This is a genomic window from Yimella sp. NH-Cas1 (genome assembly GCF_022359705.1).
Lineage (GTDB): Bacteria > Actinomycetota > Actinomycetes > Actinomycetales > Dermatophilaceae > Yimella > Yimella lutea.
Window position 1 is genome coordinate 2,088,334 of sequence record NZ_JAKSGG010000003.1, and the last position, 21,751, is coordinate 2,110,084.

20 protein-coding genes, 1 tRNA gene and 1 pseudogene are annotated in these 21,751 nt (G+C 66.8%); 8 read left to right on the forward strand and 14 right to left on the reverse strand.

The features are described from left to right. Positions 1 to 25: 25 nt before the first annotated feature. From prfB to MF407_RS10360, 8 genes are all read right to left on the reverse strand, one after another. A complete protein-coding gene (gene prfB, locus MF407_RS10325) occupies positions 26 to 1,132 on the reverse strand; it encodes a peptide chain release factor 2 (protein WP_141927829.1) in 1,107 nt (368 codons plus the stop codon). 87 nt (positions 1,133 to 1,219) lie between these two features. Beyond that, on the reverse strand, positions 1,220 to 1,699 hold the full coding sequence (locus MF407_RS10330; RefSeq protein WP_239702225.1) for a pilus assembly protein TadG-related protein: 480 nt from the start codon (positions 1,697 to 1,699) through the stop codon (positions 1,220 to 1,222). Continuing rightward, complete coding sequence (locus MF407_RS10335) at positions 1,696 to 2,157, reverse strand: pilus assembly protein (protein ID WP_239702226.1); 462 nt, start codon at positions 2,155 to 2,157, stop codon at positions 1,696 to 1,698. Before MF407_RS10335 ends, MF407_RS10330 begins: the two co-directional genes overlap by 4 nt. Then, the gene (locus MF407_RS10340; RefSeq protein WP_129627333.1) at positions 2,154 to 2,561 is read right to left on the reverse strand and encodes a TadE/TadG family type IV pilus assembly protein; all 408 of its coding nucleotides are present in this window, start codon (positions 2,559 to 2,561) and stop codon (positions 2,154 to 2,156) included. The genes MF407_RS10335 and MF407_RS10340 overlap by 4 nt, the downstream gene beginning before the upstream one ends. After that, a complete protein-coding gene (locus MF407_RS10345; protein ID WP_129627379.1) occupies positions 2,530 to 2,715 on the reverse strand; it encodes a hypothetical protein in 186 nt (61 codons plus the stop codon). The genes MF407_RS10340 and MF407_RS10345 overlap by 32 nt, the downstream gene beginning before the upstream one ends. Positions 2,716 to 2,772: 57 nt before the next feature. Continuing rightward, positions 2,773 to 3,696, reverse strand: coding sequence for a type II secretion system F family protein (locus tag MF407_RS10350; RefSeq protein ID WP_239702228.1), 924 nt, complete (start codon positions 3,694 to 3,696; stop codon positions 2,773 to 2,775). Then, positions 3,693 to 4,553, reverse strand: coding sequence for a type II secretion system F family protein (locus tag MF407_RS10355; RefSeq protein WP_129627339.1), 861 nt, complete (start codon positions 4,551 to 4,553; stop codon positions 3,693 to 3,695). The genes MF407_RS10350 and MF407_RS10355 overlap by 4 nt, the downstream gene beginning before the upstream one ends. Beyond that, positions 4,550 to 5,776: an ATPase, T2SS/T4P/T4SS family gene (locus tag MF407_RS10360; protein ID WP_239702229.1), complete on the reverse strand. Its 1,227-nt coding sequence runs from the start codon at positions 5,774 to 5,776 to the stop codon at positions 4,550 to 4,552. Before MF407_RS10360 ends, MF407_RS10355 begins: the two co-directional genes overlap by 4 nt. 193 nt (positions 5,777 to 5,969) lie before the next feature. Here MF407_RS10360 and MF407_RS10365 point away from each other — a divergent pair, with 193 nt between their 5' ends. Both MF407_RS10365 and MF407_RS10370 read left to right on the forward strand, forming a co-directional pair. Beyond that, positions 5,970 to 9,731, forward strand: coding sequence for an FtsK/SpoIIIE domain-containing protein (locus tag MF407_RS10365; protein WP_239702230.1), 3,762 nt, complete (start codon positions 5,970 to 5,972; stop codon positions 9,729 to 9,731). Further along, positions 9,728 to 10,096, forward strand: a complete 369-nt coding sequence (locus MF407_RS10370) for a hypothetical protein (RefSeq protein ID WP_239702231.1) — start codon at positions 9,728 to 9,730, stop codon at positions 10,094 to 10,096. Before MF407_RS10365 ends, MF407_RS10370 begins: the two co-directional genes overlap by 4 nt. Here MF407_RS10370 and MF407_RS10375 read toward each other — a convergent pair. From MF407_RS10375 to MF407_RS10395, 5 genes are all read right to left on the reverse strand, one after another. Then, entirely contained in the window at positions 10,015 to 11,664 is a 1,650-nt protein-coding gene (locus tag MF407_RS10375; protein WP_239702232.1) for an HNH endonuclease signature motif containing protein, read from the reverse strand. The genes MF407_RS10370 and MF407_RS10375 overlap by 82 nt on opposite strands. A gap of 71 nt (positions 11,665 to 11,735) precedes the next feature. After that, positions 11,736 to 13,778 (reverse strand): NADPH-dependent 2,4-dienoyl-CoA reductase, encoded by a 2,043-nt coding sequence (locus MF407_RS10380; RefSeq protein ID WP_129627351.1) that lies wholly within the window; start codon positions 13,776 to 13,778, stop codon positions 11,736 to 11,738. A gap of 8 nt (positions 13,779 to 13,786) precedes the next feature. Next, positions 13,787 to 14,191: a nuclear transport factor 2 family protein gene (locus MF407_RS10385; RefSeq protein WP_129627354.1), complete on the reverse strand. Its 405-nt coding sequence runs from the start codon at positions 14,189 to 14,191 to the stop codon at positions 13,787 to 13,789. Beyond that, positions 14,188 to 14,724 carry a PadR family transcriptional regulator gene (locus tag MF407_RS10390; RefSeq protein ID WP_129627357.1) on the reverse strand — a complete coding sequence of 179 codons (537 nt, stop codon included), beginning with the start codon at positions 14,722 to 14,724 and terminating at the stop codon, positions 14,188 to 14,190. Before MF407_RS10390 ends, MF407_RS10385 begins: the two co-directional genes overlap by 4 nt. A gap of 48 nt (positions 14,725 to 14,772) precedes the next feature. Then, positions 14,773 to 15,474 (reverse strand): general stress protein, encoded by a 702-nt coding sequence (locus MF407_RS10395; RefSeq protein WP_205744807.1) that lies wholly within the window; start codon positions 15,472 to 15,474, stop codon positions 14,773 to 14,775. 90 nt (positions 15,475 to 15,564) lie between these two features. Here MF407_RS10395 and MF407_RS15905 point away from each other — a divergent pair, with 90 nt between their 5' ends. The 6 genes and pseudogenes from MF407_RS15905 (at position 15,565) to MF407_RS10425 (ending at position 21,435) form a co-directional block, all read left to right on the forward strand. Continuing rightward, positions 15,565 to 16,380: a transglutaminase family protein gene (locus MF407_RS15905; RefSeq protein WP_129627360.1), complete on the forward strand. Its 816-nt coding sequence runs from the start codon at positions 15,565 to 15,567 to the stop codon at positions 16,378 to 16,380. Beyond that, on the forward strand, positions 16,377 to 17,090 hold the full coding sequence (locus MF407_RS10405) for an SDR family oxidoreductase (RefSeq protein WP_239702233.1): 714 nt from the start codon (positions 16,377 to 16,379) through the stop codon (positions 17,088 to 17,090). Before MF407_RS15905 ends, MF407_RS10405 begins: the two co-directional genes overlap by 4 nt. A gap of 215 nt (positions 17,091 to 17,305) precedes the next feature. Further along, positions 17,306 to 19,672, forward strand: a complete 2,367-nt coding sequence (gene uvrA, locus MF407_RS10410) for an excinuclease ABC subunit UvrA (RefSeq protein WP_141927799.1) — start codon at positions 17,306 to 17,308, stop codon at positions 19,670 to 19,672. Between the two features lie 44 nt (positions 19,673 to 19,716). After that, a complete protein-coding gene (locus MF407_RS10415) occupies positions 19,717 to 20,004 on the forward strand; it encodes a hypothetical protein (RefSeq protein WP_239702234.1) in 288 nt (95 codons plus the stop codon). A gap of 113 nt (positions 20,005 to 20,117) precedes the next feature. Then, positions 20,118 to 20,939 (forward strand): annotated as a pseudogene (locus MF407_RS10420) (oleate hydratase); the annotation flags it as partial. A gap of 127 nt (positions 20,940 to 21,066) precedes the next feature. Continuing rightward, entirely contained in the window at positions 21,067 to 21,435 is a 369-nt protein-coding gene (locus MF407_RS10425) for a hypothetical protein (RefSeq protein WP_239702235.1), read from the forward strand. Between the two features lie 71 nt (positions 21,436 to 21,506). Here the strand turns inward: MF407_RS10425 and MF407_RS10430 are convergent. Beyond that, positions 21,507 to 21,583 (reverse strand) — tRNA-Met (locus tag MF407_RS10430). Positions 21,584 to 21,751: the final 168 nt, after the last annotated feature.

A 21,751-nucleotide genomic window follows, 5' to 3' on the forward strand; every position in this document is an offset into this window, starting at 1 on the left:
AGTCACTCGCGAAAAGCGCTGTGCGTCAGTCTTTTTCGCCGGTGCGCTTCCAGCGGATGCCGGCCTCGATGAAGGCGTCGATCTCGCCGTCGAAGACCGCCGAGGTGTTGCCGGTCTCCTGCTCGGTGCGCAGGTCCTTGACCATCTGGTACGGGTTCAGCACGTACGAGCGCATCTGGTCACCCCAGCTCGCGGTGGAGTCGCCCGCCAGTTCCTTGCGCTGTGCGGCCTCCTCCTGACGCTTGAGCAACAGCAGTCGGGACTGCATGACGCGCAGGGCGGCGGCGCGGTTCTGGATCTGGCTCTTCTCGTTCTGCATCGAGACGACGACACCGGTCGGGATGTGCGTCATGCGCACCGCCGAGTCGGTGGTGTTGACGCTCTGGCCGCCGGGGCCGCTGGAGCGGAAGACATCGATCTTGAGCTCGTTCTCGGGGATCTCGATGGAGTCGGTCTGCTCGATCAGCGGGATCACCTCGACCGCGGCGAAGCTGGTCTGGCGTCGGCCCTGGTTGTCGAACGGGCTGATCCGCACCAGGCGGTGGGTGCCGGCCTCGACCGACAGGTGGCCGTACGCGTAGGGCACGTTGACCTCGAAGGTGGCCGACTTCAGGCCGGCCTCCTCGGCGTAGCTGGTGTCCATCACCTTGGTCGGGTAGCCGTGACGCTCGGCCCAGCGCAGGTACATGCGCATGAGCATCTCGGCGAAGTCGGCGGCGTCGACACCACCCGCTCCGGCGCGGATCGTGACGACGGCCTCGCGCTGGTCCCATTCGCCGTTCAACAGGGTGCGCACTTCGAGTTCGCCGACGGCCTTGCGGATCGAGATCAGCTCACGCTCGGCTTCGGCGAGGGTGTCGGCGTCGTTCTCCTCGGTGGCCATCTCGACCAGCACCTCGAGGTCGTCGATGCGCTGGTCCATGGTCTCGATGCGCTCGATCTCGGAGTTGGCGCGAGAGAGAGCGCTGGTCACCTGCTGCGCCTTGTCGGGGTCGTCCCACAGATCGGGGGCGCCGGACTGCTCCTCGAGGTCGGTGATCTGAGCTCGGAGCGCACCCATGTCGGTCACGTCGCTCACCGACTTCATCGTCGCGCGAAGTTCCTTCAGTTCCACCGCAAAATCAACAGCCACAGTCGGCAAGCCTACGGCAGTGCCGCGCACTTGCCGAACCTACTGATGCGCGCCGAGCCCACCTGGCAGACCCAGTGGGTTCGGCACTCACGGTCGGACGATGGAACGTGCTCGTGACTCGACGGTCACCGATACCTCGGTGCCGAGGAACGACAGGAAGCCCCCGGTGATCGGCGGCCGGACGAGTGCCTGGACGCGTACGACGGCCGTGTTGTTCTCCGGTGCCGAACCGTTCACCACCTGCCAGGCCTGGACATTTGCCGGCACCTCCTGCCGGGACAGGCTTCCCTGCGCTGCCTGGCCCACTCGTGCGTCGGTCAGTGGCACTCCTCCCGCCAGCCCGCCCCGGTACACCGATCCTTCGTCCACGCTGTCGGCCGCTTCGAGTGCCGCGGAGTCGGCTGCGTTCAGCACCCGCATCTTGGCCAACTGGACTGCCGTGACGTCGATGCCACCCACGACAAGGAGGCCGAGTATCGCGAACAGTCCGGCCGCGAGGACGAGGATGCGTCCGCCTTCGGGGTCTCGCTGCAGACGGGTGACGAGCGCGTCCACGAGCCACCTCATTCGCGGTACTTCCCCACCGATTCGACGTGAGTGCTGGTCATGCGCACGGAGGTGGGAACCACTGCCCCGAGGAAATCGGGCACCAGCGGGAGATCGACGTCAACAGCGGTGCGCACGGTGACCTGGGCGCCACGGGTCAAGCACGGCGATGCTGAGCAGGCGAGCGTCATATCGCCGCTCAGACCATGATCGGCGAACACCAACGCCGCCCCTGCATCGGCGCGTCCGGCCGCGCTCGCGTCGTCCGAGGCGGTGACGTACATGCGGCCGGCTTCGCGCGCCGCCCCGGAGACCGCGTAGGCCCCGGCCTGCATCCTGGACAAGGTGATGACCAGATAGAAGACCGGCAGTGTGAGCAGCACACCGACGACGAGGAACTCCAGCACGGCGCTGCCGCGTTCGGGTTCCCGCAATCGGACGCGTATCCGTTCGACCAGCGTGCTCAGAGCATGCCTCATTGCGCCTCCGCGTACGCCCGCCCGGACACTTCGAGCCCGCCTGGTGGACCGAAAGGCCCGAGCACCGGAAGTTGCGCACGCACCTTGATCACGACGACGCGCGCACCGCCTTCGGTCGTCTCACTCGCACTCACGTCACCGGAGAACCGGTCGTCCAAAGCTTGATCGATCAGGCCACGGGTTCGATCGGCACCGGCAGCCGGTGTCGAGTCGGCCCGAGCACCGTAACGGGCACCCTCGACGGCGTACGCCGTCAAAGAGTTGCGCACGAACAAGGCGAACCCCACCTGGAACGCACCGAGGAAGAGCACGACCAGTAAGGATCCGACCATCGCGAACTCCGCGACGGCGCTGCCCCGTTCGCGATCGGACTCATTTGCCGCCGTTGACGCCGTGGATGGCATTGTCGAACAAGCTGGTGAGCTGAGGCTGGGCGAACTGCCAGATCGCGGTGACCAGTCCTGCGGTCATCAAGGTGATCAGAACCCAGCCCGGCACGTCGCCGCGCTCACCCTCGCCGCGCAGCTCGACCACTCGGCGCAGCATCCGGTCGGACATTCTCTGCAGACCGCTCATTGTTCCTACCTCCGTATTTCCCTTGAGACACAATGCAATTCACATCGTGAGTTTGAGCGCGGACAGCCCTGGCCAGACCGCGAAGAGGATGGTCACCGGCAGGACGAGGAACACCACCGGAACCATCATCGCCAGTTCCCGCCGGCCACCCAGTTCGATGAGTTCCTGCTTGGCGGCGTCACGCGCGTCCTGCGCCTGCGCACGCATCACGTCAGCGAGGGGTGTTCCGCGTTCGAGAGCGACCACGATGCCGTCGACGAACCGAGCCAGGCTGGCGAGTCCGGTGCGGTCGGCGAGACCCTGCAACGCTTCCGGCAGGCTGGCGCCGGCACGTGCGTCGATGAGACACCGGCGCAGTTCGCTCGACAGCTCCCCCTTCGACAGACGAGCCACACGTTCCAGAGCAGCCGCCGCACCTTCGCCAGCAGTGACGGCGAGCGCCAGGAGTTCTGCGACTGCGGGAAATTCGGCCAGGATCTGGCGGTCGCGCTTCTCAGCTGCTCGAGTGAGCAGCTGGTCACGCAGGACGACCCCTGCACCCGAGGCGATGAGCACCAGCAGCACTGCGGTCACCGGCGACTGCGATCCGGACGCCATCCGCAAGGACACCCAGCCGGTGGCGGCGAGCGCCGCGACACAGCCGTACATCGCCTGCTCAGCCCGGAAATCCTCCACGGACGCGTTGCTGCCCGCTCGTTCGAGCCGGCGACGCACCGAGACACTTCCGCCCAGCACGGAGTCGACGACACCACCGGCCTTGCGTAGCAAGGAGTTCCACAGTTGGTCGGACGCGATCGGGCCGCCGAGGTACTTGGAGGGACGTGGCCGCTCGGCGACGTAGGGTGCGATCCGGTCGGACAATGTCAACCGTCGGCGCATCGGCAGGCCCTGCCACAGCAACAGCAGTCCGGCGGCCGCCACCAGTCCGCACAGGGCACCGATCCACCCGAGGTTGGCGGTCATGCCATCACCCGGATCTCACTGGGCAGCCGGCCGATCCGGCGCATGATCCGGTAGGCAGCGAACGACACCAGGCCGCCGATCGTCAGGATCGCCACCCCTGTACCGCTGCTGTATGCCTGCAGGCTACTGCCGCGCGTGGCCAACATCAGCAGCACCAACCACGGCGCCACGAGTGCCAGTCGAGCGGCGTTCACAGTCCAGGACTGCCGCGCCTCCAACTCAGCGCGGGTGCGCGCATCGTCGCGCAGGAAAGTCGACAGGGTGCGCAGCAGTCGCCCGAGGTCGGTGCCACCTACCTCGCGTGCCAGCCGCAGCGATTCGACCAGTCGGTCGGCCACCGGGTCGGCGAGGCGCTGCTTGAGATCGTCCAGGCACCGCTGGAAGTCACCCGAGGTTCGATACTCCTGGGCAAATTGCGCGAACGCCGGTCGCAGCTCCTCCGGTCCGCGAATCGCCAACTGCGCCAACGCTTCGGGCAGGGCAAGCCCGGCGCGGACCGCGGAGGCAATGTGATCGACCGCGTCTGGCCAGAGTTCACGGCGGTTGTGCCGCCGTTTGTGTGCCTGGCTACGGACGAGCGCGATCGGGCCGTAGCCGGCGAGGACGGCGAAGCAGAGTGCCACCGGAATCACCCCGGTGGCCGCCATGGCGACCAGGAACACCAGCAGCGCACTTCCGCCGCAGATGAAGGTGAGCATCGGCAGGGAGAATCCGCGAACGCCGCTGACCGCAAGGTCGCTGCGCAACCGGTCGACGGCGGTGACCTTGGACTTCGGCTTGGCTTGCATACGCGGCCAGAAGGACCAGTAGATGCAGAAGACGCCCAGGCCGAACAAGACACTGACGACCGGGATCATCGTCGGTCCCCCAAGAGGTCGGCGACGTCGTACCCGGCGCGCGCGAAACGTTCCTCGTGCGGCGGGAATCCCTCGCCCCGCACCAGTTCCCCGTCACGCCGTACGAACAACTCGGCCAATTCGATGACGCTTCCCTCGAATCGCCCTGGTACCGCGGCGATCTCCCGAACAGCACGCTTCCCGTCGCGTTCGAGCCCGACGTGCACGATCAAGTCGATCGAGCTGGCGACAGTCGGCATCACGAACTGCGAACCCACATTCGGTCCGGCAAGCAGCGGCAGCGTGCACATCTTCACCAGTGCCTCGCGTGCGGAGTTGGCGTGCAGGCTCGCCATGCCGGGTAAACCGCTGTTCATTGCGATCAGCAGGTCGAGGCTCTCCTCCTGGCGCACCTCACCGACGATGATCCGGGAGGGGCGCATGCGCAGCGCTTCCTTGACCAGGCGCCGCAGCGGGATCTCCCCGGTGCCCTCGAGACTCGGTTGGCGGCATTGCAGCGCTGCCCAGTCACGCAGATTGAGCTTCAGCTCGAAGACTTCTTCGCAGGACACCACCCGCTCGGTGGGTGGGATCGCGGCTGCCAGACAGTTGAGCATCGTCGTCTTGCCGGCTTGCGTACCTCCGGTCACCAGGATGTTGAGGCCACTGGCGACGGCGGCTCGCAGGAACTGGGCTGCGTGCCGGTTGAGTGAACCCAGCGTGACCAGATCGTCCAACGAGTGTGCTCTGGCGACGAACTTTCGGATGTTGATGTACCAGCGGCCCGGGGTCACATCCGGAATCGCGACGTGCAGCCGGGACCCGTCCGGCAAGGTTGCGTCCACGAACGGTGAGGAGAGGTCGACCCGTCGACCGGACGGCTTGAGCATCCGCTCGACCAGATTGCGGACGTCGTGCTCTGTCAGGATCGTCGGGGTGAGCTCGGATACGCCGTGTCGCGCCACGAAGACCCGGTTCGGATCGTTCAGCCAGATCTCCTCGATCGTCGGGTCGTCGAGGTACTGCTGCAGTGCCCCGAAACCGAGGACGGAATCGAGGACACTGCGTGTGGCGACATCACGGTCACCGAGCGGCTCGAGCCCACCGTGCAGCGTGCGCTCCTCGTAGTCCTGAACGACGTCGTGCACGAGCGAGTGCAGCGAGGCACGGTCCCCGACCGGGTCGAGGCGACGTCGACGAATGAGTTCGCGGACTTCGCCCTCGATGACCTGGATACCGTTCATGCCCCTTGCCTTCCTGCCGCTGGGCACCTACCGGCGGCATGAAGCACATGAAACGCGCTCTGCAGCCGGACCGGAACACTCATCCACAAAATTTGGCGTCCGGCTGGCCTGTTCTTGACCATCTGTTGACCTTCGAGCACTTATCCACAGGCCCACCGGCAGCGAACCCCATCTCGGGCGATACTCCGCGCCCATGGCACACCTGCAACGACCTGAGTCCTCGAGCATCCGTCGGATCGAACTGGCCCTGAGCATCGTGGGTGCGGAGTCGACCGTCCACGACGTGCGAATCGCGGCGGCGTCCGACTCGACGTGGGCAGAGGTCCGGACCGCCATGACCTCGTCGGGTTGTCCGGTGCCGAGCAAGGTGTGGATCGGACGGGACGAACTCACCGACGATTTCCTCGTCGGCCACATCGCACATGGTTCGGTCCTGTCGTTCCGACCCACCGCAGCAACGCATCGTGGACTGCTGGCCCTTGAATGCATCCACGGCCCGCAGGTCGGCGCGCGACGATGGCTCGACCGCCGGCCGCTGACGATCGGCAGGGTTGAACCTGCGGTCTTTCCTCTCGACGACCCGGACGTGTCGCGACTGCACTGCGCGGTGGCCCTGGACGCCGGTCGGGTCACCGTCCATGATCTCGATTCGACGAACGGTACGCAGATCGGCGGCCGGAAGATCGGTGCGGTCGAATCGGGGTCGGAGCTGCGCGTCGGTGACGAACTGAGGGTCGGCAACTCCACGCTCACACTCAGCACACCACCTGCAGGGCGACGCCCGGCACAGGACGCGAGGGTGCCGGTTCGGCGTCCGCCGGCGCGTTCCGCCCCACCACCACAGGTGCGGCTATCCGCCCCGACGCGCCCGCGACGTCCAGATCGACGCACGATGCCGTGGATCGTGATCCTGCTCCCGCTCGTGATCGGTGTCGGCCTCGCGTGGTGGATGAAGACGATGATGTTCCTCGCCTTCGCCCTCTTCAGTCCCGTGCTGATGCTCGCCCAGCACCTGTCGGACAAGCGCGACGGACGACGATCTCGCGGACGAGACATCGATGACTACAACCAGGCCCTGCAACGCCACCGGGAGCGGGTCGCCCGCACGCTGCTGGCCGAGCACGCGATCAGAATCCGCGCACTCCCAGGTCTCAGCGATGCATTCCGCACCATCGAGACCCTCGACCGGCGATTGTGGCACCGACACCCGGCCGAGTACGGGTACCTGCACTGGCGAATCGGTCGCGGAACCATCACCTCCGGGCTGACCGTGGAACGCGAGGGCGCCGAGGACGAGCGGGTGCCGCTGCCGGACGCGCCCGTGACGGTCGATCTCGCGGCGCACCGCGTCGTCGGCGTGGCCGGTCACGACCATCGACGTGCTTTCGAGAGCCTGCTGGTCCAGGCCGTGGCCTGGCACTCACCGGCGCACCTGAGGATCGCAGTCGTCAGCCACCGCCGGCTCGATGAGACCGAGCTGGGCTGGCTCCCCCACCTGCGACCCGTGCTCGACCGTCCCGCGGCCTTGTTCGACCTCGACCATCCGGACGCCCTCGCCGACTTCGTCCGCGGCCTTCCGGTCTGCTCCCCGGACGATCGTTCACAGGATCCGCCGAGTCTGCTGCTCATCCTTCTTGACGCGGAGTTCACCTGCGCTGCAAAGGCATTGACCGAGATCATCGGCGATCCGAAGCGTTACCGTTGCAGCGTCGTCGCGTTCGGCGAGACCGAGTTACCCGACCGCGCCCATCCGATCGTCCGGTTGCACTCCTCGACACGGATGACGGTGCTCGCCGATGACGTCACCGACTGTGTCCCCGATCTGCCGGCCACCGGACTGCTCGATCGTTCGGCGAGGCTCCTCGCCCCCGCACACGACATCTCGTCGATCGATGTCAACGGCACTCCACCGACACAGGTCGGACTGGACGAGGTATGGCGCTCACACCTGGGCACAGACCTGCTCGATATCGCTGCGCTTCAAGCGAACTGGCCCCGTCGACCGGTGATGTCCGCCCTCCTCGGTGCCACGGCGTCAGGACCGGCAGTCACCGACCTGGTGGTCGACGGACCGCACGCGCTACTCGCCGGCACGACCGGCGCAGGCAAGTCGGAACTGTTGCAGACGCTCATCGCTTCGCTGGCTGCCGCCAACCGTCCGGATGCACTCAACTTCGTCCTCATCGATTACAAGGGCGGCGCAGCTTTTCGCGAGTGCGCTCGGCTGCCCCACACAGTGGGGCTGGTGACCGATCTTGACGGGCATCTCACCGAGCGCGCACTCGTGTCACTGCAGGCCGAGCTCCAGCGCCGTGAACGATTGCTTGCTGTAGCCGGCGCGAAGGACCTGGACGACTATCACCGCGATCCGAGCGCCCCGACCATTGCGCGCTTGTGCCTCATCATCGACGAATTCCGCGTGCTGGCAGAGGAATTGCCTGACTTCGTCGACGGTCTGGTGAGACTGGCGACCGTGGGGCGATCGTTGGGTGTGCACCTGGTGCTGGCGACACAGCGTCCGGCCGGCATCGTGTCGGCCGACATCAGAGCCAACGTCAACCTGCGCATCGCGCTGCGGGTGCGTGACGACGGCGACTCCCAGGACGTCATCGACACCGTGGACGCCGCCCGAATCCCGGCGTCGTCCCCCGGACGGGGATACCTGCGCTGCGGCGGTGGTGAGTCCCAGCTGTTCCAGAGCGCGCGAGTCACAGTGCCTGCACTACGGCGCGACAGCATCTCGGTGGGTGAGTTCGGTCGACCTACCCAGCACCGCGGAACCGAAGACGAGTCGATCCTCACCCGGCTCGCGCCCCTGCTCAAGGATTGCGCAGAACACCTCCGGATCACCGCTTCGCCGCCTCCGTGGCTCCCGCCACTGCCGGACGCAGTGACACGACGGACCCTCGACGGACGCGACTCAGTGACCGTCTGCGGCGCAGAATCAGCGGGCTACCGATTCGGCGTCGCCGATCGCCCGCACCGACAGGATCAGCCGGCCATGGTGTGGTCGCCGCCGACCGATCAGCACCTTGCGATCGTCGGTGGTCCGCGCAGTGGACGATCGACGGCAGTCCGCACCCTGTTGGCCGAGGCCCTCTCCCAGGACGACGCCCCGCACGTCTACATCCTCGATCTCGGGCGGTCGTTGGCCGATCTGGGCAGCCATTCGCGCGTGGGAGCCGTCGTCAGCCCGGATGAACCGAGTCGCGTCGAACGCGTACTGGAGTACGTCACCGACGAGATCACCGACCGTCGACGACATCCTGAGCGGGGGCGTCAGCGGCTGATCCTGGTGATCGACGGCTGGGACGTGCTCGACGATCTCGCCGACGACGCGGCGCTCTTCCGCCTCATGGACCTGGCGACCACGATCCTGCGCGACGGTTCATCCGCCGACGTGCACGTGTTGGCGACCGGGGGACGCGGATTGCTGACCAGCCGCTCTTTGTCACTGTTTCGTTCCCAGATCGCACTGGCGATGGCCGACAAGGACGATCTCGCGGCGATCGGGGTCCCTCGCGATTGCATCCCCTCAGACATGCCACCCGGGCGCGGTCTGACGGTGCCGGACGGGACAGAACTGCAGATCACGCTTCCTGCCGAGCTGCCTGCATGCTTCGTGCCGACCGGCATACACCGCATCGATGCGGTCCCGACCGCAGTGCCTGTCACCGACCTGGCTCCGTCTCAGGGAATCGCCGTCGGAGCCGGCGCCGACGGCACGGTCGCACTCCCCTCGGACGGCTCGATGATCTGGTCGCGATCATCGCGGGACCACCCCGCAGCGGACGCACCACGACCCTCCTCACGGTTGCCGAACAGTTGCACGGGCGTCCTACTTGCTGGATCTCCACCGACACCCGCGCTGACCTGCCCGATGACGTCTTCCAACCGGAAGACGGGACACAACTGGCCGAGTGGCTTGCTCGCGATCCGACCGGCGTTCTCTTGATCGACGACGTCTGTGCGTTGGTCGACTCGGAGATCGAGGAGTCGCTGGCCCGCTACGCGGCCAAGGCGAGCAGCACCGGCGCCGTCGTCGTCGCGTCGGGAGACATCGATCAGCTCTCCGGCAACTACCGGGGACTCGTCGGCGAACTGCGGCGCCGTGGCACAGGCGTGCTGCTGATGCCGAGCCGCACCGACGGTGAACTGTTCGCGCTCCGATGCCCCAAACTCGACCGTCCGCGTCCGGGCAACGGATTCCTGGTCCACCGCGGCGAACTCACCGAACTTCAGGTCGCCCAGGTCGCGGCGCCCGCGCGATCGAGTCCGGACGGACCGGGCGATGAATCGTCGTGCACCGAGTCCGGGTAGGTGACGTAGGTGCGGCCGGTGCGTGAGGTCCAGGTACAGACTCCGTCGTCGCTCATCTCGTAGTCCCAGTGCTTCTTCGTCTTCGCGTCATGATGGTGACGACAAAGTGCGGCGAGGTTGTGCCCGACAGTCGGTCCCTGGGGCCATTCGATGACGTGGTCGATGTCGCACCTGATGGCGGTCCTGGTGCACATCGGGAACCGGCAGGTCTGGTCGCGTTGCTGCACGAACTCCCTGATCCTGGGTGTGGGCTCGTACGCCGTCGTCGAGGTTTCACCGGTGACTCCGGTGTCGGCGTCGACCAGTGCCCGGGTCAGGCGGCAACCGAACTGGTCGATCAACGCGTCGAGCACTTCGGGCCGGATGAACCCAATCCCGGCGATCCGTGCCCAACCGGCTTTGTACGCCCGGGCGGTTTCACCTGTTTCTGAAGCGAATTCAAAGTCGTCCGGGCCTCGCGGGGATGAGCTGGATTGTCCGGGTGGTGGTGATCCGTCGTCCGGGGACGCCTCGGGCTCGTGGTCCGGGTCGTCGGTGGCACGTTTCGTTGCAGCCGTGGCGGCTTGTTCCTCACGCACGACAGGGACCTGGATGACGACGTGGTAGGAGATGTCGGCGCTTTGTGTGACGAGGTCGTGCAACGCGCCCAGGCGCAGTTGTCCGAGCGTCGGCTTCGATTCACCGGTCTCGTTGCCCTCGGGCGGGTTCTTCGAGCGTCGATCAGCCAACTGGTCCACGGCTCCGTAGATGCGGGCGATCTGGTCGGCCGGGCCGACGGCACACAACTCCGCCATCCCGGCAATGTCGGAGGGACGAACCCACACACCGGTGGCTTCTTTGGCTTCCTTCTGGCGGGTCTTCTTCGCGGCCTCGGCCTCCCACTGGGTCACCAGTGCCCGCGCGGCGCTCTTCACTTTGAGGTAACCCCAGGCGTCGAAGCCTTTGGTGTCGAGCAGGTGCTGCTCGACCCGGTGGGAGGTTTTGGGTGAGGCGTTCACCAGTTCCGACGCAACGAGCGACACCTTCCAGAACGGGATCTCCCCTTCCACCGCCGCAGCCAGCAACCCGGGAGTTCTGGTGCACGCATCGATGGAGTTGCTCAGCTTGCTCGACGCGGTGCGGGGTGCCATCTGACAGGCAGCCGCCAGGTCGGTGTCGGCGAACGACGCCTGGTGACCGAGCGCATACTCGACCTTCGCCGTGACGCCGGTGTCGGAATCGACCAGCTCTTCATCGATCGCGGCATACCGAGCCATGGCCATTGCCTGCACGGCTTGTGACGTGGACGCCAACTGGGTGGAGCCTTTGATGGCTTCCTCCAACAGCCGCATGTCATCGACATCGACGGGCCGAGCGGTGCTGATGCCACCGGCGTTCCGCACGGCTTCGGCATCGAGCCGGTAGAACGCTTCACGGGACATCCGGTTCGCGAACGTCAGCATCTCCGCAGGTGAACCCAAAGCGTTCACAAGCTGGTTCAACAAACGCTGCTTCTGATCCGAAAGCGATTGCAGCAGAACGAATTCCACCGGTGAGACCGGTTCGTAGAACTCGTAGCTAAGGGCCATACGAAGACTCTAGGCGGGCCCACCGACAACGTCCCTGGTCGGAAACCGGGACCGCTGTGGGCGAGGAAAATCTAGAGCCGCGCAGCCAGTTCGGTCGCCTGCTTGATCGCCCGCTTCGCGTCCAGTTCAGCCGCGACGTCCGCGCCACCGATGACGTGCACCGGCTTGCCGAGGGCATCGGTGAGCGGCACCAGGTCACGCACCGACTCCTGCCCGGTGCACAGCACGACGGTGTCGACGGGCAGCACCTTCGCCTCACGCTCGGACTTCTCGTCCTTCGGGTCGACGGGCACGGTGATGTGCAGACCGTCGTCGTCGACACGCACGTACTCAGCCCCACCGACGAACTGCACGCCGGAGTCCTTGAGGGTCTGACGGTGCACCCATCCGGTGGTCTTGCCCAGGCCCTTACCGTGCGCAGAAGCCTTGCGCTGCAACAGGATCACCTCGCGGCGCGGACTGATCTTCACCTTGTCGGTAAGGCCACCGCGCTCCTGTTCGGGATCGGTGACACCCCACCGCTGCATCCAATGATCGAGGCTCTCCCCCACGTCGTGCAGCAGGAACTCACTGACGTCGAAGCCGATGCCGCCGGCACCCATCACGGCAACGCGCTGCCCGACAGGGACGCCCTCGCCGACCACCTGCTGGTACGTGACCACCTTCGGGTGGTCGATGCCCGCGATCGATGGCACGCGCGGCTCGACGCCGGTGGCGAGCACGACCTCGTCGAAGTGCCTCAGGTCGTCGAGGCTCGCGCGAACTCCCATGTGAGTCTTGACATTTCGCAGATCCAGCATGTGCTCGTAGTAGCGGATCGTCTCGACGAACTCCTCTTTGCCGGGGATCTTCGCGGCGAGCTTGAACTGGCCACCGATCTCCGCCGACTCCTCGAACAGTTCCACCCGATGCCCGCGTCCGGCCAGCTCCACGGCGGCGGCAAGCCCGGCGGGGCCGGCACCGACGACCGCGATGTGCTTCACGGTCCGCGTTGGCAGCAGCACGAGTTCGGTCTCGTGGCCCGAGCGGGGGTTGAGCATGCAACTGGCGCGCTTGTTCGCGAACGTGTGGTCGAGGCAGGCCTGGTTGCAGGCGATGCAGGTGATGATCTCCTCGGAGCGGCCCTCCTGCGCCTTCTTCACGAACTCCGCGTCGGCGAGCAACGGACGTGCCATCGACACCAGGTCGGCCTGGCCTGACGCGATGATCTCCTCGGCGGTCTCCGGCTTGTTGATCCGGTTGGACGCGACGACCGGGATACCGACCTCGTCCTTCAATTTCGCTGTCGTCCAGGCGAATGCGGCGCGGGGTACCGAGGTCACGATGGTCGGTACGCGTGCCTCGTGCCAGCCGATGCCGGTGTTGAGGATCGTCGTACCCGCTGCCTCGAGCTTCTTGGCGAGTTCGGCGGTCTCCTGCCAGGTCTGCGCGTTGTCGACCAGGTCGAGCAGGCTGATGCGGTACTGCAGGATGAAATCGTCGCCGACGAGTTCTCTTGTGCGAGCGACGATTTCGACCGGGAAGCGCATCCGCTTCTCGGCGGTGCCGCCCCACGCGTCCGTGCGGTCGTTGGTGCGGGCAGCGAGCATCTGGTTGATCAGGTAGCCCTCCGACCCCATGATCTCGACACCGTCGTAGCCGGCGTCCTTGGCCAGCTTCGCCGCCTTCGCGAACGCCGACACCGTGTGGTCGACCTGCTTGGTCGACATCGCCCACGGCCGGAACGGCGTGATCGGCGACTTCTTGCGCGACGGCGCAAGGTTGAACGGGGTGTACCCGTAGCGGCCGGCGTGCAGGACCTGCAGCAGGATCTTGCCGTCGTAGGCGTGCACCGCGTCGGTGACGACCTGATGCTTGGCGGCCTGCCGTGCGTTGGTCATCTCGCTACCGAAGGGCAGCAGCCACCCACGCTTGGTCGGCGCGTAGCCGCCGGTGACGATCAGTCCGACACCACCGCGAGCACGCTCGGCGAAGTACGCCGCGAGCTTGGGCAGGTCCTTGAGCTTGTCCTCCATGCCGGTGTGCATCGAACCCATCACGACGCGATTGCGCAGTTCGGTGAATCCGAGGTCGAGCGGGCTGAGCAGGTGCGGGTACTGCTGCGGGTTCGTCATCGGTGTGCTCACTTCTGTGAATCGGTCATGTCGGCGGCGGCCTCGGCCAGGATCTGGTCGAACTGTGCGCCCATCGCCTCGGCGAGCGCATTCGCGCCGCGCAGCGGACGGACCATCACCATGAACTCGGTGATCAACCCGTCCGGTCCCACGGTGATGAAGTCGCAGCCGTTGACCTCCGTGTCACCGACCATCGCCCGGAAGATCAGTGCGCTCTGCCGGCCATCGACGATCTCGCGCTCGTACCGCAGATCGGTGAAGACGCGCATCACCCCACGCAGGATCGCGGCCGTGACCGCCTTGCCCTCGTACGGCTTGAATGCCACCGGGCTGATGAAGCGGACGTCGTCGGCCAACAGCGCGGCCATCGCGTCGCAGTCGTGGGCCTCGGCCGCCTCGCGGAACTTCTTCATCTCTGCTCCAATGTCTCGATGATCTCGTCGCACCAGTCGATACCGTTGCGTTCCAAGCGGATTCCACCTCGTAGCGCGAGGTAGGGGCCGATCTCGTCGTCGGCGAGTTCAGCCGGGTCGGCGAAGTACTTGCGGCGGCTGGCTTCGTAGCCCGCGAGGGCGTCCTCGTGCTGTTGCCGCCGGTCCCGGACGGCGCCCAGCACCGTCGCTCGATCTAGCAGGTGCAGCGCACGGATACGGACGGCGAACTCGCTGCGCACAGCCTCAGCGGGCGTCGGACGGGCCGACCAGGCGAGGAGTTCGGCGTGCCCGGCCTCGGTGATCGCGTGCACCTTCTTGTCCGGACGCGCCCCCTGGGACACACGTTCGGTGCTCACCCAGCCGTCGGCTTCCATTCGGGCGAGCACCTTGTAGATCTGCTGGTGGCTCGCCTTCCAGAAGTGCCCGATGGACGCATCGAACCGGCGCGCGAGATCGTATCCGGACGCCGAGCGTTCGGCGAGCGAGACGAGGATCGCGTGCTCCAGTGCCACGCGACGAAAGTACTATGCAACTCGCTGTTGTGCAACGAGTTGCATAGGTTAGCCCTGGTTCGGAGTCTCCGGCTGTTGCGGCTGCTGGTACTGTCCGTAGCGCGGCTCGGTCGCCGGCCAGCTCTGCTGTCCCTCGGGCGTCGGCTGCGCAGTCGCCCCGCCACGACCGTCGTTCAACGATTCGCTGTAGGTGCGCTGCGGACCGGCATCACGGGGAGCGTACGTCGCTTCCTGCGCAGCCCGCGCCGCGCGGCCTGCGTCGCCGCCCATCTGCGACAGCAGTTCACGCGCCTGATTGACGCTCTTGTGCTCGACCAGCACCTCGTACTTCGTGGCGACCACCTGAGACACCGAGGTGAAGTCGCGACGGCCCCGGGTTGCTGCGTAACCGATGGCCGCCCAGAACGCTCCGAAGAGCGCACCGAGCAGCACCGTGGACAGGATCATCGACAGGCCGTTCTCGTTGGAGAACAGGCTGAAGATCAGTCCGACGAACGCACCCAGCCAGGCACCGGACGCCAGGCCGCCCAGCAGCACGCGTCCCCAGGTCAGACGCCCGGTGATCCGCTCGACCTGCTTGAGGTCGGTGCCGACGATCATGCACTGCTGCACCGGGAACTCGTGGTCGGACAGGTAGTCGACCGCCCGCTGCGCCTCCTCGTACTCGCTGAAGACACCCAGCGACATCGGGTAGTCGAGGGTCAGCTTCGGAAGGTGGGCGTTGTTCGGGCGCATGCCAGGCGTGCTCATGCCTGCATTGTGCCACCCCTGCGAGGCACCGCAGCGCTGTCGTCCCCACCTAGAGTGAGCAGGTCCCCCGATCCAACGAACAGGAGCGTCGTGTCCACTCGCACCCTGCAACTCGGATGCACCTTCCGCTACTCCTCGCTGGCGCCCACCGCCGCCGTCTTCCAGGTGGCAGCGCAGCCGTCCGACACCGTGTCGATCAAGGACGAGAACTGGACGATCACCGACGACCTCCCGTTGCACCACTTCCGCGACGTGTACGACAACCCGTGCACCCGCCTCACCCTGCCGATCGGGGTCACGACACTCACCTACTCGGCCCTGGCCACAGTTCCGGACGCGTTCGACTCCTGGGACGAGGACGCCCCCGAGATGGCGCCCACCGACCTCCCGGACGACGTGCTGCTCTACACCCTGACCAGCCGCTACTGCTTGCCCGATCTGCTCGGCAACCAGGCGTGGAAGCGCTTCGGCACGATGAAGCCGGGCTACCAGCGGGTTGCAGCGATCAACACCTTCGTCAACCAGTGGCTGAGCTACACGACCGGCTCGACCACGAGCACCGCGACATCGGTCGACACCTTCGCCAGTGGCCAGGGCGTCTGCCGCGACTTCGCGCACCTGATGATCACTTTCTGCCGGGCGATGAACATCCCCGCGCGGTACGTGCATGGCTACATCAGCGAGATGGACGTCGAACCGACCGGACGTCCGTACGACTTCCACGCGTGGACTCAGGTGTGGCTCGGCGATCGTTGGTGGGACTTCGACCCGCGCTGGGACAGCCCACGCAAGGGACGCGTGATCATCGGTATCGGCCGCGATGCCGCCGACGTCGCGATGGTGACCACCTACGGAGCGCCCTGGATGCAGCTGATGACCGTCACCAGCAAGGAGGCCACCGAATGACCCGCCCCAGCGTGCTCGTCACCGGAGGCACCCGAGGGATCGGCGCCGCCGTGTGTGCCGCTCTCGCGCCCGACCATCACCTGATCATCGGCGGACGTGACCGAGATGCTGTCGAATCCGCCTGCGCCTCGTACGAGTCTGCTCAGCCCTTCATCTGCGACCTAGCCGACGAACAGTCGACGGCGGACGCCGTCGCCGCGCTGGGACTCGATCGTCTCGACGCCGTCGTGCACTCGGCAGGCGTCGCCGGCGGTCAACGCACCGAGGACTCCTCGCGTGACATCTGGCGAAGAATGTTCGAGCTCAACGTGATTGCGGTCTCCGACCTCACTCGCCTGCTGTTGCCGGCGCTACAGGCCGCTGAGGGCACGATCGTCACGATCAACTCCGGCTCGGGCCTGAAGGCGTCCGGCAAGGGCGGCCATTACCCGGCGACCAAGTTCGCCCTCACCGCGCTGACCGATGTTCTGCGCGAGGAGTTGCGCCCCGACGGCATCCGCGTCTGCTCCGTGCACCCCGGACGTGTCGACACCGACATGCAGCGCGAACTTGTCGCGTCCGAGAACCGGCCGTACGACCCGCTGGAGTTCCTGCGCCCGGAGTCGGTGGCGACCGCTGTCCGCACCGCGCTCACCGCGACGCCGGACGCGACCTACGAAACCATCTCGATCCGTCCCGCGCCCGCGGCGACGAACCGGCGACCATCGTAAGGATTCCGGCGCGATTCGGACGGCCGCCGAGTCCGGCGGCAGCTCCGAGACCAGGAGCATCTCGGCTGACAGCCGTGCACACCGCCTCGGCCCGTCACGCAAACACGCATCTGCTGCACCCAGGTCCGCCGCGGACGAGTCTCAGTGACGATGGCGTTCGGGCAGCGCGATAACTTGTCGTCGACGACACCGAGGGCGACCGACAGGGGCAGCACGTGACCACCGATGCGACCGATGGCTTTGTGCATGTTCGCGGTGCCAATGAGAACAACCTGCGCAATATCGATGTGGACATTCCTCGCAACGTGATGGTGGCGTTCACCGGGATCTCTGGGTCGGGGAAGTCGTCGCTGGCCTTCGGCACGCTGTACGCCGAGGCGCAGCGCCGCTACTTCGAGTCGGTAGCGCCCTACGCGCGCCGGCTGCTGCAGCAGGTCGGCGCCCCGCACGTGCAGGAGATCACCGGCCTGCCGCCTGCGGTCGCGCTTCAGCAGCGCCGGGGCGCGGCCACCTCGCGCTCGTCGGTCGGCACCATCACCACGCTGTCCAACCTGCTGCGGATCCTCTACTCGCGGGCCGGCGATTACCCGGCTGGTGCCGATCACCTCGCGGCCGAGGCGTTTTCGCCCAACACCAGCGCGGGCGCGTGCCCGCGCTGCCACGGCCTGGGCGTCGTCCACGACGTCACCGAGGAGTTGCTCGTCCCGGACCCGTCACTGAGCATCCGTGAAGGGGCGATCGCCGCCTGGCCGGGCGCGTGGCAGGGCGCCAACCTGCGCAGCATCGTGATGGGGCTCGGCATCGATGTCGACAAGCCGTGGCACAGTCTCAGGAAGCGGGACCGCGACTGGCTGCTGTTCACCGAAGAGCAGCCCTCGGTGCTCATCGAGCCTGAACCAGGTCGCGTCGACCACGGCTACTACGGCAAGTTCTGGAGCGCGCGCAGCCACGTCATGCACGTGCTGGCCGACTCCACGAGCGAGCGGATGCGCGAGCGGGCCATGCGGTTCGTGGAGGAAGCGCCCTGCCCGGACTGCCAGGGCAGTGGACTACGGCCCGAAGCCCTCGCGGTGACCTTCCTCGGGCGTTCCATCGCCGAGGTCAACGACCTGCCCTTCACAGCGCTGGTGACTCTGCTGCGTCCGGTCGCCGAGCGGCCCGCGGGTGCCGACGAGGTCGCGTCGCGGATCTGCACTGACCTGGTCGCGCGCGTCGAGGTGCTCCTAGATCTGGGCCTGGGTTACCTGAGCCTGGGACGGAGCTCGACGACGCTGTCGCCTGGAGAGGCGCAGCGCCTGCGGATCGCCACGCAGCTGCGTTCGGGTCTGTTCGGGGTCGTCTACGTCCTGGACGAGCCCTTCGCCGGACTGCACCCGGCCGACGCAGAGCCCCTGCTGGATGTCCTGGACCGCCTCAAGGCGTCTGGCAACACGCTGTTCGTCGTGGAGCACGACCTCGACGTCGTACGACGAGCAGATTGGGTCGTCGACATCGGCCCGGGTGCGGGCGAGGCCGGAGGTCGGGTGCTTCACAGCGGCCCTGTCGCGGACCTCGAAGAGGTTACGGATTCGGTCACCAGCGCCTACCTGTTCGGTCGCTCTGAGCGGCTTGTGCACGATGCGCGGGCCCCGCAGGGCTGGCTGCGACTGACCGGCGTACATCGCCACAACCTGCGCGACGTGTCTGTCGACATCCCGCTGTGCGTGCTGACCGCCGTCACCGGGGTGTCCGGGTCCGGCAAGTCGACCCTGGTCACCCAGGTCCTGGCCGAGGACCCGACTGCTCGTGAGTCGTTCGACCGACTGGTATTGGTCGACCAGCGCCCGATCGGCCGGACGCCGCGGTCCAACCTCGCGACATACACGGGGATGTTCGACGCCGTGCGGAAGCTGTACGCCGCCACGGACGCGGCCCGGGCTCGTGGCTACGGCGCCGGCCGCTTCTCCTTCAACGTCGCCGGGGGCCGGTGCGAGACCTGTCAGGGCGAGGGGTTCGTCTCCGTCGAGCTGCTCTTTCTGCCTGGCACCTACGCTCCCTGCCCGACGTGCCACGGCGATCGCTACAACCCCGAGACGCTCCAGATCACCTATCGCGACAAGAACATCGCGGAGGTCCTCGCCCTGTCCGTCGACGATGCCGCGAGATTCCTCGCCGACGTGCCGACCGTTGCACGCAGCCTTCGGACGCTGCGCGAGGTGGGCTTGGGATATCTGCGACTGGGACAGCCTGCGACCGAACTGAGCGGCGGCGAGGCGCAACGCATCAAGCTCGCTACCGAGCTCCAGCGGGCGCACCGAGGCCACACTCTCTACCTGCTCGACGAACCCACCTCAGGACTGCACCCCGCCGACACCGCGCTGCTGCTGCGCCAGCTGCACCAGCTCGTCGACGCCGGCAACACGGTGGTTCTCGTCGAGCACGACCTCGACGTGATCGCCACAGCCGACTGGGTCATCGACCTCGGCCCGGGCGGAGGAGACGCCGGCGGTCGAGTCGTCGCGACCGGGACGCCGGCCGACATCGTGCAGGCCGACGGGAGCGTGACCGCGCCCTACCTCGCGCGGCGGCTCGAGCGGACATGAGCTGGCTGCGGTCGCCGCTGCGCACGTCGAAAAGGATGACGACATTGACCGTCTACCTCGCTTGGACCTCGGAAGACCTGGCCGACCTAGCCGACCTGGAGGGGCCGTGGCATGAAGCGATGCTTATTGCCCCGGGACTTATCGCCGTGAACAGCACTGAATCGCTGTCAGCCGTCTATCACGCCATCAAGTGGTCCCTGCGACGTGAGGCTTCGCTCATCGTGGTCCCGGTGCACCAGATGCCCAAGTCGCGGGGCATGGCCGCCGGAACGACTACCTGGTTGCGTGAGCGGACCGCGAGGCATCCGACTGGCGCGGGTGAGCATGCCTGACTTCGTCTGAACGATCGCCACTGCGTCGACGGAGCCATACCGGACTCCTTACCCAGGCGCCAGTCTCCCAACGCGGCCCGTGTCACCCGCCCGTGGCCCCGGCGATCGCGAGGTCGTGGGACCTGTGGAAGAAGGTCGCCCGCAAGGACCCGGCATTCGGCCGCCCGGAGGTCTTCTGCAGCAGCATTCCCGAGACGAAGTGGGAGTCGGCGACGGTCACGACCCTCGATGAGCGGATCCCCGAGCAGATCCGCCGAATCTGCGGCCGTGACCCCCTCTCCAGCCGCACCGTGACCGGCGGGATCGTCACGGCGCGCGACTCCTCGTGGCTCCTGTCGTGGACGGTCAACCGTCAGCCGCAGTTCAAGGCCCAAGACCCCGGCCAGGTCGTCGTCTGGGTCTACGCCCTCTTCAGCGACGTCCCCGGCGACTACGTGAAGAAGTCGATCCAGGAGTGCACGGGCGAGGAGATCGTCCAGGAGTGGCTCTACCACATGGGTGTCCCCGTCGAGGAGATCCCCGAGCTGGCGGCCGACGGCGCGACCTGCGTGCCCGTCATGATGCCCTACGTCACGAGCTTCTTCATGCCGCGCAAGGCCGGCGACCGCCCCGACGTCGTCCCCGAGGGGGCGCAGAACTTCGCCTTCATCGGCCAGTTCGCCGAGACGAGCCGGGACTGCATCTTCACGACCGAGTACTCCGTCCGCACCGGGATGGAGGCGGCCTATTCGCTAGTCGGCATCGAGCGAGCCGTCCGCGAGGTGTGGGGGTCGACCTACGACGTGCGGGCGCTCCTCGACGCCTCTGCCCGACTCCGCGGCGGCTACCCGATCAAGGTCCCTGGCCCCGGGCGGGTGCGCTCCACGCTCGTCGACCGGCTCGACGACAACCAGATCGGACGCCTCCTCGAGCAGGCCGGGCTCCTGCGCGGCTGAGCGCCAGGCGCCGGCCGTGCGGCCCGCCTCGATGGCGACTCGCCGGGCGAGCCGGTGCTCACGCCGGATCTCGGCCTCGCGCTCCCGACGCCGGTCCTCCTCGCTCTCGGTGGGCACCGATGCCGGGGTGCGCGATTTGTTCGCGAAGCCGCAGGACGAGTTCAGGCGGCTCGTCACGGGTCAGCGACGGGGCGCGTTCAGGGAGCCGTTGCGCACCACGTTCGCCGGTGCAAGCGGCGCGGAAGCTGCCGACCAACTCACCGGCAGTCGGGTCGCACCGTCCAACCACCTCATGGCTCTCGCAGCTGAGGAGGTGCAGCACCGCGAACAGTTCGTGCTGCTCGACGAGCAACTCAATGCGTACAACTACGTGCTGCACTGCGTCAACGACGCTCGTCGCCGCAACACCAAGACGGCGGTGATCCTGTTTGGAAACCCCAGGGCGACCCGATCATCGCGACATCACGCCGCACAGCGAAAAGATCCTCGGAGCTAACTCCGAGGATCTGTTCGATGCCGCTTCACTCCACGATGACCCTCAGGTCGCCAGTTGGAGTAAAACGGCTTTGGTAGCGGGGGCAGGATTTGAACCTGCGACCTCCGGGTTATGAGCCCGGCGAGCTACCGAGCTGCTCCACCCCGCGTCGGTATGTCCATAACCATAAATCACCGGTTCGCCGTTCACCAAATCGACAACTCACCGTCATCCGGAGGCGAGCGCGGCCAGTGCTGAAAGTCCGTGCGCCTCAACGCTGTTCGACCAGCGCGAACACCATCGACCACGCAGCCCTTGACTTCGAGCCGACATTCGA